Below are 15,986 nucleotides of genomic sequence, written 5' to 3' on the forward strand. Positions count from 1 at the left end.
AACGCTGGCGGATGTCGAACAAGGAAATGCCGAACAACCCCAGACAGGAAATGACGATGGCGACAAAGGCAAACGAAGTGTAAAGCACTGCCAGCCGACGGTCTGCCGCATACATCTGTTTCACCTGATCGGAAAACAACGTATATTCAAACTCTTCGGTACCATACACCTCACGTTCCACTTTTTTCAAGTAATCTATCACCGCAGCCAGACGTCCCGGACGGAATGACAACGTATAAAGATCACCGGAAAAACTATTTCGCACCACAAATACCATCGGATGTACCCCCGCACTGATATGTCCATCATAGTAATCGTCGATGACCGCCACAATAGGATGCGCTTCCGGGTTTTGAGCCCTCATCTTATCATCTTCATACATCAATGTAGCTCCTTGACAGGAATCATACCCCAACGCCTTCAGTGCCGCACGGTTCACCACATAATACTCCTCTTCCCCGTCTTCTTCCTCTTCCATTGAGGGAAGCGCTCCCTCCACAAAACGCAATTCATAAAGCCGGAAGAAAGAAGGAGTGGCATACCACATATACAAAAAAGCCGTACGCTCATTGTTTCCTATAAACTTCATTCCAAAATCACTGGAGGTCAGTGCAGATTGATCCGCTACCCAATACTCAACATCAGGGCAAGCTTTCATCTTGGCATCAAGCTGTTTCACTCGCTGCATGCGTGCCTGTATGTCTTCCGGGCTCCGATAAGAAGAGAAATCCTTCGACTCGTGTGCCAGATGCGCCACCAAAATATTCTCCGTACGATACCCCGGGTCTGTATGCAGCAAAGTATCAAGCTGACGGTTAAAATAAAATGCCAGAACCACTAATATCAAGGTAAGTACATACTGCAACACCAGCAGTCCCATTCTCGCCCGTACCGACTGCCCGGCCGTACTCACCAAACGGATGCCGACGGAAGGCAAGATACGCGTGAAACGGAAATACGGATAAAGCGAGGCTACCAGCGGCAGAAATACAAGTAACACCAAGGACAAACACCCATCGAAAGCAGTATAGGGGAAATCAAACCCGAAAAAGCGGGACACAGGTACCCGGGTCAGTTCAATGCATACCCACGCAAGCAACACCGCCAAAGCGGAAAGCAGAAAGTTCTCGGCAAAAATCTGTGCAAAGACAGCTCCTCTTCCTGCTCCAAACACCCGGCGTATACCATATTCGTGCGTGCGTTTGAGCATAAAAATCATGTAAAGGTTGATGAAGTTCAGCAATCCGGTAACCAGCAGCAACACACAAATACCCATGAATATCTGCAACTGTCCCCAATCTCCCCATACATAAATAGGTGATTGTTCCCTTATTTCCAACTTGGAAAAGTAACATTCTTTCAAAGGTACGAAACGAAAGGTGTACACCCGTGTATCCGACGGATAGTGCGGATTCAGGCTGCGTGGATGTTTCCCTACTTGATTAAGCTTATTCATATCTGCTCCGGGCACAAAACGATACAAATCCAACGGCATCTTCTCCCACCTATTGGAAGAAGTATTTGCCAGAAGCAAATCGAAATTCAGCCAGGTCTTGTTGGTAGGAGAGCCAATCACTCCTTTCACCACATATTCTTGTCCGTTGGAATAAGTGATTGTCTTTCCGACAGGGTTGTCCGACCCAAAAACCTCCCGTGCATACGATTGGGTCAGTACCACTGAAGAAGGATCAGTCAGATTCTTTTCTCCCTGTATCAGCGGATAAGAGAACAGTTGAAAAAACGTGCTGTCCGTAGCAAGGGCATCGCAACGGTAACGGTGTCCCTCACTGACCAGAAAATCATTCTCCAACGGAACAAAACTACATTTCGTTTCTATCAGTTCTGGAGCAATCAGTACACTGTCATTCCGATAAGCTGCATAAGAGCCCCAATATACCCCTCCCGACACATTCACTTGCACGGCATATACATTTTCCCGGTCCACACAATGGGTATCGACCGTCAGTTCCCGATGGATGTATCGGAGTAAAATAATGCAGCAAGCCAGACTGAAAGCCAGTCCCAACAGATTAATCAGGGTGTACGTCCGTGCACGGAGCAGGAAACGTAAAGCGTAGCGTAGTGTGTTCATATTGTTTTCTTTTCTTATTTTCTATATCATTCTTTTATATCATTCACTCTTTATTACCTCTGCCGGGTTCTCATTTGCCGTTTTCCAAATGCGATGCCCGATACAAGCCACTACACAAAGGGCAACACCGACAAAAATCAGCAGAAATGGAAGGAATCCGATTTCCACCTGACGGTTATAGTGCTCTATCCAACGTCTCATCACCCACCAGGCAGCAGGGAAGGCAATCAGCGAAGAAACGACCAACAGCAAAGCATATTCCCCGAAAAACATCCCAAGGATATTCCTCACCGTAGCTCCGTTTACCTTGCGGATAGCTATCTCCTTACGGCGCCGCTCGCAAGCTAATGTCACCAGCGAGTAGATACCAAATATCGAAATGAAGATACACACCAGCGATGAGAACCCAAGCAATGACGACAAGGCATCTTCCGACTTCAGATAATCGTTGTAACGTTCTTCTTCACTATAGAGAAAGAGCTTACGGTCGGGCAGCTCGGCACGCTGCATCTCTTCAATGCGACGGCGACATTCGTCCCACGTTCCCGGACGGTATTTAAAAAGGACAAAACAGCGGGCATGCATCCACTCCACCCGGTCGGTGTTGACAAACATCGTGCAGGGAAGTTTCTCAGTAGGCGATTTATAAGCACAGTCTTTCACCACCCCGATAACGGTCATCGGCTCTGTCCTACGATCAACAAAAAACAGCTGCTTGCCTACAGCTTCTTCAGGAGTCCAACCCATCCGGCGGGCCGTACTTTCCAGAATGTTCACTTGCCGATAATCCGACTTTTCCGACACCCACTCGCCTGCCAACAGCTGCATACCGTAAAAACGGAAGAAGTCTTCACCTGCCAACACTTCATCAAAAGACAAAGGCTCCTTCAAACGGCCTTCCATACCTGTTCCTCCATCTATCAAGGACGATGAATAAGCTCCCATACCCAACAACGGCCAGTAAACCGGGCGTATCACTTCCGTCACCATCGGCAAAGCCTTGATTTTCTCGGCCCATACGTTCATGTCCACATTCATCCAAATGCTGACGGCTGCCCGTCCGCGATAGTCCATGCCTGTATCCACATTCCGCAAATGGTGCAGTTGCAGCTGCATGGCCACCGCACAGAAGATGAAAGCCATACAGACCGTCAGCTGGAGAATGACACTTCCTTTCCGCCAAGCGATACCCGAAAGCGCATTACCCGTATGCATATTTCCATGTAATGACCGCTTCTGAAACAGCCATACCCACAGCACCACGATGGCCATCATGACGACCGATACCGACAGGATGTAGAACAAGATTGAACGGTAGTTCGAAAAGTCAGCATCCTGAATCAGCGCATACCGGAGGAAGACCGGCATCAGCAACTCTACCAATACCATCCCCACGACCAAGGCCGCCAGGACTGTCAGCAGAAAATCAGTACAAAGCAAAGTAACCAACGAACGCAGTCCTGCCCCGCAAACCTGCCGCAACACCATTTCTCTTCTGCGCGTACGGAAACGGTCGATATAAATCGTCAGGTAATTGATAAAGGCACAAACGATAATAAGTCCACCTACAGCAGCAAACCAGGTAATATAACGGAACTGCACTGTCTGGTTGTTTTTAAGGATGAAACCTTCCGTGGCACGAAGGCCCGTCAGCGGCTCCAGGTAGAAACGTGTCAGTCCCGTGTTCTCCTGAAACCTGCTTTTGGTCAGTTCTTCGGGGAAGTGGGCATTCATCTTCTCCAGCAATCGGGAGACATCCGTACCTGGCTTCACTTTGACAAGTGTCCGGTAAGTATAATCGTCCCAGCCTGTCCGTCCGCTTCCGTTGCCCAGAAAGGCGTAGGGGAAATTGGTGTGCGCTCCCCAGTCGCTCACTACAGCGCCAATGGTATATTCCTTGTTCCAGTTGGCATTGGTCACGGTTTGGCCAATCACATCCGTAGTGCCAAACAGCTGTTTTGCGGTCTTCTCCGTAATGGCAATACGGCTATCTGTGGTACCGGCACGAAGAAAACTTTCATCCCCCTCCAAGGTACGGAAGTCCAGCATCCGCAAGGCGGTAGTATCGGGCAGAAGCATGGGCAACTCCAGCATCCGGTTGTCTTTCAACACAAAAAAAGTTTCTGCCTCAAACAAACAGTAATCTTCAATTTCCGAATAATGTTCCTTCAGGTAACGTCCCAAGGCATAAGGCGTGAAGCTCTCGGAAAAACCTCCGAAACTATCGTCATTCACTCCAACCAGATACAGACGGTCTGCATCACGATGAAACGTATCGTACGTCATCTCATAATGTATCCAGAAGGCAGAAAGGGCAAAGCATGCCAAGCCCACAGCCAGTCCTAAAATACTGACCACACTCTGCATACGGTATTTCAGCAAGTTACGCCAGGCTATTTTCAGGTAATGTAACCACATAGTCTTTCTATTTATTCAGTTTATATTCATGTTTCATTACTTCACGCAGATTGATGCGAGAGGCTTTGTTCACCTGCCAGCACAATGTGATAACTGACAATAGACTATCACTATCTCTTTACCACCTCTGCCGGATTCTCCTTCGCTACCCGCCAGATACGCCAGCTGATACAAAGGGCTATCATCAGCGCCATGCAAAGGAAAATGACCATATAAAGCCACCACGACAAAGGAACCTGTTCTACATAATTCTCCAGCCATCGTTTCATCAGTATGTAACCCACAGGAAAAGCAATGGCAGAAGCAATGCCCAACAGCCACAGATATTCGCGTGCAAAGAGTCCTAAGATATCTTTTACCCGTGCCCCATTTATCTTACGGATAGCCATCTCCTTGCGACGGCGTTCACAGTTCAAGGTAACCATCGAGAAAATCCCGAAAGCAGACATCAGAATGCAGACCGTGGAAACAAAAGCGAGCAAACGCATCAGCAGATTTTCAGACTTAAGATAAGTATCATATTCATCCATCACATTTACCAGGTTATATTTTACTTCGGGATAGTCGCTGGCAAAAATACTGTCTACCCGATGACGAAGTTCAGGCCAGCTTCCTTCGTGATATTTTATCAGAACATGATTTCCGTTCATCCAGCCAGATCTATTCACATAAAGTGTAGGCTGTACTGGAACGGTAGGGGCTGTAATATGAAAATCACGCACTACCCCGACTACAGTAGCCTTCTCCTTCTGTTCCTGACTATAGGTTATGACCATCCCCACAGGATGGGTTACCCCCATAGCCCGGACAGCCGATTCATTCAGCATTACCTGATTGTCTCCACCATCCTGCCGAATAAATTGACCAGCTGCCAGCTGAATATCATAGAACGCTGCCAACGTATCGTCCATACAAGCCATGCGTATATCCTGCATTTTCCAGTCAGATGGCTTTCCATCCCAATCAATGGTAACAGTTCCCCGGGCTCCTTCGGGCAGAAGTCCCCAATAGCCGGTAAGCACCTGACGGACAAAAGGCATCTGGCGCACATGCCCTACGATTTCATCCTTTGAGGTGTCAGGATAGACAAAGGTGAAGGCCGCAAGATTATGACGCTCCCAGCCCAAATCAGTCTGTCGCAAATAATTCAATTGTTTCATCAATACCACTGTGCTGAAAATGGCCAGCAGACTGATGAAAAGCTGTATTCCTACCATCACCTTCATTTGCTGTCCCGACTTTCTGCGTTCCGGACGCAAGGAAGAATAACGGAAAACAAAAGGTAACAACAGCAGCAGCGAAAGCAGCAGCACAATCAGGAAGTACAGCAGTGAATTGCCGTACACACTGCCTTCCACTCCCGAAAGCCGCTGGAATAAAGGATATAGCAACTCCACCAATACAAAACCGAAAAAACCTGACAACAGAATAAGCAATGAGTACTCGGTAGTGAGCATGGCAAACAGTCCCCTTCCGGAAGACCCGCATGCGCGTCGCAACGCCAGTTCACGACGACGGATTTCCATTCGCGAAAGGAAAAGGGCAAGATGATTGAACAACGAACAGAGAATAACCAGCCCTCCAGCTGCCGCAAATAGTCTCAGATAGAAAAAGCTAACGAGACGATCTTTGTTAAACGAGGCTTGACGGACTTCGGAAAGAGGCATCAGGCGGAGTCGGCCAATCATTTTGCTATTCAAATCATCCACTTTCCCGGCATAGGCACGAAACTTCTTTTCCATCGACTGAGAAGAAACACCCGGAGCAAGACGGACCACCACCTCAAATCCTCCGTTGTACCATACATCCTGCCATCTACGGAAATAACTTCCTTCATGAATAAAATCAAACGAAAAGTTACTGTGAGACAAATCACTTACCACGGCACAAACGGTAGATTCCTTATCATTACAGGTTACGGTGCGGCCCAGCACATCCGTTGTACCAAACAGCTTCCTGGCCATCCGTTCTGTCAGAGCAACCTTTTCATCGGAATAAAAGAAATCATAAGTACCCGTCAGCACACGAACATCAAACATATCCATAAAACAGGAATCCAACATCATACTAACGGCCTCCAAAGCAGGCTGATCTTCCAATCTCAACTCAGCTGTCGAATAGCGGGTAAAGGCACAAGCCGCCTCTATTTCAGGAAATTCTTTCTTCAACAGCGTGGAGACAGGATAAGGCACGTGCGATGATATACCTCCAGCCTCCATGGAAGTTTCAGTATAAATCAGGTACATGCGGTTGGCTGCGTCGTAACGGCTGTCGAAAGAAGATTCGTAACGCATCCAAAGATTGGCAAATGCGAAACATGCAAACCCCACCGCCAGACCTATGACATTGACCACAGTCTGCATACGGTATTTCAGCAAGTTACGCCAAGCTATTTTCAGGTAATGTGCAATCATATCTTTTTCACTCATTCGTGTCAACAATTATAAAATCAGGTATTTTTAATACCACATTATATCGCCTTCAATTTCCAATCATAAATTGAATCGATTTCAGAAAACTTCTCCTTATTCTCCACCTTCATGAGAAACTCCAACGCATGGTTATGTCCTTGGGCAGAAGCCTGTTGGAACAAATGTTTTGCCTTGGCATAATCCTTCTCAACACCTTTTCCGAAATAGTACATCAATCCCAGATTGAACTGCGCCGCGGGAGAATTCAATTCGGCCGCCCTTGAAAGAAGTTCAGCTCCTTTCGATAAATCTTTGGGGTATCCATGCCCTTCTATATGAAACACAGCCAGATTAAACAATGCGGAAACATTGTCTCTTGAAGCAGATTTTTCAAACCAGTATATGGCATCGCCCACACTGGTTGAAGTTCCGTAACCGAAAGTGTACATATAGCCCAGATTGTTCATTGCGTCCGTATTATTATACGCAGCAGCCCTTTTATACAGCTTGAACGCTTCCGAATAGCTCTTGGTGACTCCCCAGCCATGCCTGTAAAGGCTGCCCAATCCCACTTGTGCTTGGGAATGTCCTTGCAAAGCAGCCAGACTGAGATATTTTCTGGCTTTAGAATAGTCGATGTCGGTTCCTATGCCATACGCATACATATAGCCTAAATTGTTCTGAGAATCTGCATTGCCGTTATCTGCCGATTTCAGAAATAATTTCATGGCCTTTTTGTAATTCCTTACCCCTGTCTTCCCCTGATAATATATGTCACCTAAAATAAACTGGCAACGCTTTGCACTGTCAATTCTTGCCAGTTTTGAGTACAGTGTCGCGGCGTCCTCATATTTTTTCTGTCTGTACAAACTGTCTGCCTGCATGTAAAGCGTCTGGACATCTCCCAAAAACCAAGTATATATAGTATTACGGTTTTTAAGCCCCAGTACAATCATTGCCAACAAAAGACAGATTCCCAAAGCAATAGTTATATGTTTTATTTTCCCTTTCATAAATCAATAATTATATTCTACTATAGGATACTCCGGAGAGTCATTGTTTCCAATATTCACTATTATTTTCCCAACTTTCTGTAATTCTTCACTTTAATCGTTTTCAGTACTTCCCTGTCAGTACTCCAGTACTCCCTTGAAAGTACTCCAGTACTTCTTAGGCAGTACTCCGGTACTTCCGGGGAAGTACTGGAAGCAGGTGGAAGCATCTGGTTCATTCACTTAAACACCAGCTCTTCCGCGTCGCCAAAGTTATCATATCCTGTGGTAATCACCCAATCGCCGGGCTGCAAACCTTCGGTGATTTCGTATTGCAGGGGGTTCTGGCGCCCGATGACCACCGGAACCTTTCTCGCCCGGGTCTTGTCGGCATTGAGTTTGTAAATCCACTGACCGCCGGTCTGCGAATAGAAATTACCGCGTGGAATCACCAAAGCTTGTTCCGGTTGTCCTAACTCGATCTGTACCCGGAAGCTTTTTCCCAGACGGACATTCTCGGGCATTTCTCCCGTAAAGACCAAGTCCACATCAAAGGTGCGGTCTTTCACCTCCGGCACCACCTTACTCACTTTCAAGGCATAACGTTTTCCCTGGTAAGTCACAGATGCCGGCAAGCCTACCGTTACCCTATCCACATAATATTCGCTCAGGGAAGCATGCACCTTGAACTGCGACATGACCTTCACTTCCGCCAGATTCTCTCCGGCTGCCACCTGCTGCCCTAATGTGACCTTCACAAAACTAAGCTGCCCATCCGACGGCGCACGTACCACCAGCTCTTCCATCCGCTCCAAGGAACGCTCCAGCTTCTTCTGTTCCCGTTCCCGGTCGTTGCGCAACAGTTCCCTGCGGATGACCGTCATGGCCGAATCGCTCTGCAGGCTCTGCATCTTCAGCTGGGTAGAGGCCGTCTTGTAACGGAACTCATCTTCCGACACTTCCAACTGCGCCTTGCTGCGGATGCCCATGCGGTATTCTTCCTGCTCCAAGGCAAAGCTTTTCCGTATCTTGTTCAGTTCGTAAGCAGCCTCCAGTGTCTGCTGTTTCAGGGTCAGACTTTTCTGTTCCATCTCAAGGGATTTCTCCTGATAAGAGATGCGCTGCTTTTCCCATTCATCCCGCTGGTCGTCTATCTCACGCAACAGGTTGGGATTGGTCAAGACCAAAATGGTGTCTCCCTGCTGCAGCAAACTGCCCTCCTCGGCCACGATACGCTCTACATTACCCGACTCGCGGGCATTGACCATCAAGGTCAGGATGGGATGCACCACTCCTTCCACGTCCACGTATTCACGGAAAGGGGCCTGCTTCACCTCGGCCAGTTGCACGGAGTCTGCCTCAATGCGTAAGCGCTGCGGACCGGAGGCCAGTATAATCACATAAATCAGTCCGGCCAGCAGAAGTACGCCGCCTGCCAGATAAAAACGATAGCGCACGTACCAGGGTTTCTTTTTCAATTGTATATCCATAATCGGTTTGTGTTATATTTCAGGTAAAGTTTCAGTCAGCGGACAATTCCGGTAAAAATCATATTGCGTCAGGCTGCGGAGTCCGTAATACAGCATCCAGTAGGTTTTCAGGGCCTCGATATAATTGCGCCGGGAGGTGTCTTTCTCGGTGGTGGCCGCATTCAAATCGAGCACCGACGATTTGCCCATCAGGTAAAGGCGGAGGGCCACTTCATACCTCCGACGGGCTGTTTCATCGGTACGGGAAGCGACTTCCACCTGCCGCGCCTGAAGATTGAACTGCCGCACCATCTGCCGTACGTTCAGTTCAAAGTCGTTCATGCCCTGCTCCACCTGCGTCTTGACCAGTTCAATGTTCGATTTGGCCACACGTACCTTTCCTTTTCCTCTTCCCCAGTCCAATATCGGAATCACTACCGACAGGCTCACGTATTGCTGGTCGAGGGGATTACGATAGGAATCCCGAAGCCGGTCGGCCGTCTGCGAAAGCCCGAACTGAAGATACAAATCTGCCTTCAATCCCCGGCTCGCACGGGCGGAAGCCAACTGGCTGCGGCTTTCCAACTGCCTCCGCCGGTAGGTCTCGATTTCCGGACTGTGCAGATGAGCCTGTTCCAGTGCCTTGTCCAAAGGTACTTCAAAAGCCGGCACACTGTCGTGCGGAATCACCTCTATCTCTTCTTCCTCCCGGATACCTAAGAAAGAACGGAAAGTAAGCATCGCGTCTTCCACACTAATACGGGCTTTCATCAGGTTGGTCTCCTCGGTCAACTTGTTCACCTCCAGCTGCAACATCTCGTTCTCCGTAATGTTGCCGATGCGATACCGTCCGCGGGCATAGCGATACAAGGTATCGGCAGACGCATAGTTGGCACGGGCAATCTCCATATCGGACTGGGCTGCGGCTAACGCGAAAAACAGTTCACAGGTTTTCGAAGCAATCAGCTCCAGCGTCTCGGCATAGGTTTTCTTGGCTTCCTGAAAACGGACCGGTTCAATGCGGCGGTTCCACTTCAAGGAATTATAGCCAAAGAGCGACTGCTGGTAACCTATCGTAAAGGGCTGGGTGTTATAGGCCGTACTTTTCTCACCCAGTTCATCCATGCGCTGGGCAGCCGTCTGCATGAAAAAGTTACCTCCTGTAAACCACACGTTCTGGCTGACGGAAAGCGTCAGGTCGGTAGCCAACTGGTTCTGGCGGAGAAACAATTCCGTACCATCGGGCTGGGTTACTTTGTTAATCTGCCGGTTCAGATAAGGAGATGCCGACAAACTCACCTCAGGCAGATAGTCTGCCCGAAACGAACGGTAACTCCAGTACGCCGCCCGATAAGTATGCCGGGCAGCTTCGGCCTCCGGAGAACTGGCCTGTGCCATCCGGATGGCCTCTTGCAGTGTCAGCTTCTCGCCCCACACGGTTTGTCCACAGAAAAGCAGACAAGCCATAAGTAATCCTATTTTGTGTTCCATCTTCATACGCATAGTGATCTGCTTTTTTAGTTCCAAAAACCGTGCCATTCGGATAACACGTTGATTATGCATAAGATAGGAAGAATGGACAAATTTATTTCATGTGCGCATTCGCACAAAAAGCGTGCGAAAGTGCACATACAGCACAAGCAAAAAAGCATTATCTTTGCGAAAGACACCTTGATATTGTATGGAAGAAAAAGGAAAAATACTCATCATTGACGACAACGAAGACGTGCTCTTCGCGTTAAACCTGCTCTTGGAGCCTTATATTGAACAAATACGGGTCACTACGCAACCTTCCCGGATTACCCATTTCATGACGACTTTCCACCCCGACGTGATTCTGCTCGACATGAATTTCCAACGGGATGCCATCAGCGGGCAGGAAGGACTGGATTACCTGAAACAGATTCTTCACCTCGACCCGCAGGCGGTAGTGGTATTCATGACGGCGTATGCGGATACCGATAAGGCGGTACAGGCCATCAAAGCCGGAGCTACCGACTTTATTTCCAAGCCGTGGGAGAAAGAGAAATTGCTGGCCACCCTGTCGTCTGCGGTCAAGCTGAGCCGTTCCCGTCAGGAAGTCGGACGGTTGCAGAATGAAGTGCAGGCGTTGAAAGGAGACGACACGCTTCCGGAACTGATTGGCGACTCTCCGGCCATGCAAAAAGTGAAAGAAACCATCTACAAGCTCTCCGATACGGATGCCAACCTGCTGATACTGGGAGAAAACGGTACGGGAAAAGACTTGGCGGCACGCATGCTGCGCTTCTTCTCGCCCCGACGGGAGCAGGTGTTCATTCCCATCGACTTGGGAAGTATCCCGGAACAGCTGTTCGAAAGTGAATTGTTCGGGTACGAAAAGGGTGCTTTCACGGATGCCCGGAAAGCGAAACCGGGCAGAATGGAAACGGCTTCGGGGGGTACGTTGTTTCTGGATGAAATCGGGAACCTGTCCCTGCCCATGCAGGCCAAGTTGCTGACGGCCATCGAAAAGCAGTGCATCACCCGCCTGGGGGCAGTGAGTCCGATACACATTGATGTCCGCTTAATTTGTGCCACCAACGCCAACCTGCACCAGCTGGTGGCGGAAGGGAAATTCCGACAAGACTTGCTCTACCGCATCAATACCGTGGAACTGCACATTCCTCCCCTCCGGGAACGCGGAGAAGACATCCTGCTACTGGCCATGCATTTCTTAAGTCAGTACAACCGGAAATACCGCAAGGAAATCAAGGGACTGACGCGTGAGGCAAAAAACAAACTCTTGAAATATGAATGGCCGGGCAATGTGCGCGAATTGCAGCACACCGTGGAACGGGCCGTCATCTTGAGTGAAAACGGACTTCTGAAGCCGGATGACTTCCTGTTTCCGCAGGGAAATACGCCTCGTCCGCAAGCGCTGGCGGAAGAACTGAATCTGGAGAAACTGGAAAAGAATGCGATTGAACGGGCCTTGAAAATAAGTGCAGGAAACATGAGCAAGGCCTCCGAACTGTTGGGAATTACGCGTTTTGCATTGTATCGGAAACTGGAAAAATGGGGCTTATGAAAACGTATGGATACCACCTCATATTGCACATTGCGGGCTTAGTCCTCTGCATCATCGCAGGCGTGCTGGCCATCCAGCATGAACTTTTGTTCTGCAGCATTATCTGTGGACTGTTGCTGGTGGGCATCTGCTATCACTTATACCGCATCCAGATGCGTCAGACCGAAACCATGGGTCGCCTCGTGGAATGTATGAAGCAGAATGACCTGGGGCAACGGGTCTGTGCGCCTTTTGCCGATCCGCAGATGCAGAAACTGGCCGACGACCTTTCACTGGCGCTGAAGAATCTTCGCACCCGCATATTGGATGAGGAGGTGAAGCACCAATACTATGAAATGCTGTTGAACAAGGTGGATACGGCCGTTCTTGTAGCCGACCGGGACAACCGGATAGAATGGATGAACAAGGCGGCCCGTGAACTGTGGGGGCATTGTGCCCTTCTGCCGGAAGAAATCAGTACCGCCATTCAGGAAAATCGGCAGGTAGCCCACCTGCAAAAGGGAAATGCCACTTTTGACCTCTCCCTATCCGTCACGCACATTCAGCTGCAAGGACGGACCTGCCGGTTGATCAGCCTGAAAAACATTCACGGGGCCTTGGAATACAAGGAAATGGAAGCCTGGCAGAAACTGATACGGGTGCTGACGCATGAAATCATGAATTCCATCACTCCGATTATTTCCTTGGCAGACACCTTGAACGAACGGAGTCAGGAACACCCCAACGATGCCCGTACACGCACCTACGTGCAGCAAGGATTGCAAGTCATCTACCGCCGGGGAAAAGGATTACTGGAGTTTGTGGAGAACTATCGGAAACTGACCCGCATTTCCGCTCCGGTGAAAGCAGAAATTTCCGTGAAAGAATTTTTCAATGACTTACAGCGTCTTTATCCGGACCCGGAATTTCATTTTGAATACCCGTCTTCTCCCCTTAAATGGCTGGCCGACCGCACACAGATGGAACAGGTGTTCATCAACCTGCTGAAGAACGCCCGCGAGGCTTGTGCCCATCGGACGCATCCGGATATCCGTGTCCGCGTGGAAGCTCATGCGCAGGAGCTGGTCTTCGAAATCCGTGACAACGGGGAAGGCATGCTGCCGGAGGTAACAGAGCGTATCTTTGTCCCTTTCTTCACCACCAAAAGCAACGGTTCGGGCATCGGACTCACCCTCTGCAAACAGATTGTCAGCCTGCACGGCGGACAAATCAGTGTACAAAGCACAGCGGGGAAAGGAAGCTGTTTCCGCCTCTCTTTCCCCGCCGTATAATCAAATTTTATAAAGACTTATTTCATGACCCATTGCAGGCAGACCGGCTTATCGGTATGGATGGTCTTTCCTGTATCCTGCAAGAGACCGGTTTCTGCATCACGGGCAAATACCTGAATCTCGTTGGTATCGCGACAAGCTACCAGCAAGTACTTGCCATTGGGTGTAATCGTAAAGTTACGGGGATGAATGCCCGTCAGCTGATAACCGACCTTCGTCAGGGTTCCGTCGGCAGGAGACACTTTGAAGATGGCCACTCCATCCGCCTTCAGACGGTTGGAAGCATACAGGAACTTTCCGTCGGGTGAGAGATGGATATCGGCACTACCCTTCGCGCCTACCGTATCTGCCTTGATGACCTGCTGCTGCGTCAAGGTCTTTCCATCGTATGAAAATACCACAACCTCTCCCGAAAGTTCGGTCAACAGATAGGCATGTTTCCCTTGCTTGTCGAAACAAGCGTGACGCGGGCCGGAACCCGGTGCCAGTTCAATGTCGAAAGCGGCAGATTCATCCAACAAATCAGTTCCCTGTGTACCGGAAGCCTGTTTCACCGGAAACGCGTGGATACGGTCGGTGCCTAAGTCATTCGCCAAAAGGAACTTGCCATCGGGCGTGAAATACACGCAATGCAAGTGAGGCTGGTCCTGACGTTCTTTGTCGGCTCCTTTTCCCTGAAAAGCAATAGCATGCCCCTCTCCTAAACTTCCATCCGCCAGACGGGGAAAGACCGTGATATTGGCCCCCATGTAATTGGCTGTCAACACAAACTTTCCATCCGGACTCACCGTAATATAACACGGTGAAGCTCCTCCCGTCGACTGACTATTCATCAGCGACAGACTGGCGGTCAGGGTATCCAATGCCAAAGCATTGGCTGTAAAGCCCTTCTCGGTTTCTCCCACTGAATATACGTGCGTCCCGTCTGAAGCAGGGACCAAGTAAGACGGATTCTCAATACCCGACAAGGCACTGGCCTGTACGGCATCGCCTGTCTCCTGATTGAAACGATATACCTTCACCCCTTCCTGGTCGGCTTTCGCATAACTGCCCACCAGCATCAGCAACGTATCTGCCTCATGGGTCACACTGGTTTTCTGCTCACTCTTTCCGGTGCAGGCTCCCATCAGGATACCGCCCACACACAACGACATTAAAATCTGTTTCATCTTAGATTTACGGTTATTTTAATAAAGAATTCAAATACTGTCCCTTCTTCTGCGTCAGCTTGCCATAACATACCGCATGTTTCGGACAATGGTGGTAACAAGCCTGACACATCGCACAACGGCTGCCCCATTGTGGCCGTCCCTCTACCATACGGATATTCTCCAACGGACAACTTTTGGCACAAAGCCCACAACCGATACATGCTTCCGATGCATAAAACTTTTTAGGACGGATCATGAAACGGTTGAACATCGGACGCACCACATACGTTTTCAGCCAAGGCACACTTCCTTCATGGCAATCAAATCCCTCTTCCCGTCGGGCAATCCGTCGGCTGACATCCTCCACCCTGCTGGGAGCCAGCTTCTGTTTACGAGCCGCCAATTCCGGTTCGTCCACATCAAAGCCCGACATACAGACATACGTGTTAGGCATCATCACCGAAAAGCCAGCCTTGCAACGCCAGCCCCGTCGAGCTGCAGCCCGCGCAAACACCTGTGCCGTCTTTCCTGTATCATCGCCACAGGTACAGACAAAATACAAATAATCGGGTGCACCTTTCCATTCCAACTTGGCCAACGCTTCCAGTACCACTGGAGGAGGCCCCCATGAATAGACTGGGAATACAAACCCCAACCTGCCATCGGAAGACTGCGGGAAGTCCGGTTTCCCGTTCAGCAAGTCTGTTAATTTATATACAGAGTCCTGTAAAAGCTGTCCCAATTGCCGGGCCACCCATTCAGAGTTACCTGTTCCAGAAAAATAAAAAATCATATGAATCTTATTACGTTCAACGTTCACATACAAATAAAGCGAAGAACCTTGACTCTGATACATCCAAGATTCTTCGCCTTAGAAAAAGGAGAAGCCGTACCCGAGGCGTGACGAAACTCCGAATGACAGGTTTTGAGTGCCCCCCTTCCTTTGTAATCCACCGGCATAAATGCTACCCGAAGGCGTGGCCCGCCATTGGAAGATGAAGCTGTTCTCGGTATTTCTTATAATTTGATGAGTTTCCCGATTCTGCAAGTGCGGCTTCATTTTTGTATTACAAAAATAATACTTTAATCTGAAAAAACAAAATATAAACCACTTAATTTTTAATATAGACCAA

10 protein-coding genes are annotated in these 15,986 nt (G+C 49.1%); 2 read left to right on the forward strand and 8 right to left on the reverse strand.

Annotated features, from left to right (window positions below; translation table 11 throughout):
• The 6 genes from RDP42_RS07570 to RDP42_RS07595 form a co-directional block, all read right to left on the reverse strand.
• Positions 1-2,092 (reverse strand): ABC transporter permease (locus RDP42_RS07570; protein WP_308763200.1); only part of this gene is annotated, 2,092 nt, incomplete at its 3' end.
• A gap of 39 nt (positions 2,093-2,131) precedes the next feature.
• Positions 2,132-4,510, reverse strand: a complete 2,379-nt coding sequence (locus RDP42_RS07575; protein WP_308763201.1) for an FtsX-like permease family protein — start codon at positions 4,508-4,510, stop codon at positions 2,132-2,134.
• A 110-nt stretch (positions 4,511-4,620) separates the two neighbouring features.
• Positions 4,621-6,939, reverse strand: coding sequence for an FtsX-like permease family protein (locus RDP42_RS07580; protein ID WP_308763202.1), 2,319 nt, complete (start codon positions 6,937-6,939; stop codon positions 4,621-4,623).
• Between the two features lie 41 nt (positions 6,940-6,980).
• Positions 6,981-7,934, reverse strand: a complete 954-nt coding sequence (locus RDP42_RS07585; protein WP_308763203.1) for a tetratricopeptide repeat protein — start codon at positions 7,932-7,934, stop codon at positions 6,981-6,983.
• A 218-nt stretch (positions 7,935-8,152) separates the two neighbouring features.
• Complete coding sequence (locus RDP42_RS07590; protein ID WP_308763204.1) at positions 8,153-9,403, reverse strand: efflux RND transporter periplasmic adaptor subunit; 1,251 nt, start codon at positions 9,401-9,403, stop codon at positions 8,153-8,155.
• Positions 9,404-9,415: 12 nt separating this feature from the next.
• On the reverse strand, positions 9,416-10,849 hold the full coding sequence (locus tag RDP42_RS07595; RefSeq protein WP_308763222.1) for a TolC family protein: 1,434 nt from the start codon (positions 10,847-10,849) through the stop codon (positions 9,416-9,418).
• Between the two features lie 214 nt (positions 10,850-11,063).
• Between RDP42_RS07595 and RDP42_RS07600 the strand changes: the two genes are divergently transcribed.
• Positions 11,064-12,431 carry a sigma-54 dependent transcriptional regulator gene (locus RDP42_RS07600; protein ID WP_308763205.1) on the forward strand — a complete coding sequence of 456 codons (1,368 nt, stop codon included), beginning with the start codon at positions 11,064-11,066 and terminating at the stop codon, positions 12,429-12,431.
• Entirely contained in the window at positions 12,428-13,702 is a 1,275-nt protein-coding gene (locus tag RDP42_RS07605; protein ID WP_308763206.1) for a PAS domain-containing sensor histidine kinase, read from the forward strand. Before RDP42_RS07600 ends, RDP42_RS07605 begins: the two co-directional genes overlap by 4 nt.
• Positions 13,703-13,719: 17 nt before the next feature.
• Here the strand turns inward: RDP42_RS07605 and RDP42_RS07610 are convergent, their stop codons facing one another.
• On the reverse strand, positions 13,720-14,871 hold the full coding sequence (locus RDP42_RS07610) for a lactonase family protein (protein WP_308763207.1): 1,152 nt from the start codon (positions 14,869-14,871) through the stop codon (positions 13,720-13,722).
• A 13-nt stretch (positions 14,872-14,884) separates the two neighbouring features.
• Positions 14,885-15,646: an EFR1 family ferrodoxin gene (locus tag RDP42_RS07615; protein ID WP_308763208.1), complete on the reverse strand. Its 762-nt coding sequence runs from the start codon at positions 15,644-15,646 to the stop codon at positions 14,885-14,887.
• Between the last annotated feature and the right edge of the window lie 340 nt (positions 15,647-15,986).

Source organism: uncultured Bacteroides sp. (assembly GCF_902472605.1).
Lineage (GTDB): Bacteria > Bacteroidota > Bacteroidia > Bacteroidales > Bacteroidaceae > Phocaeicola.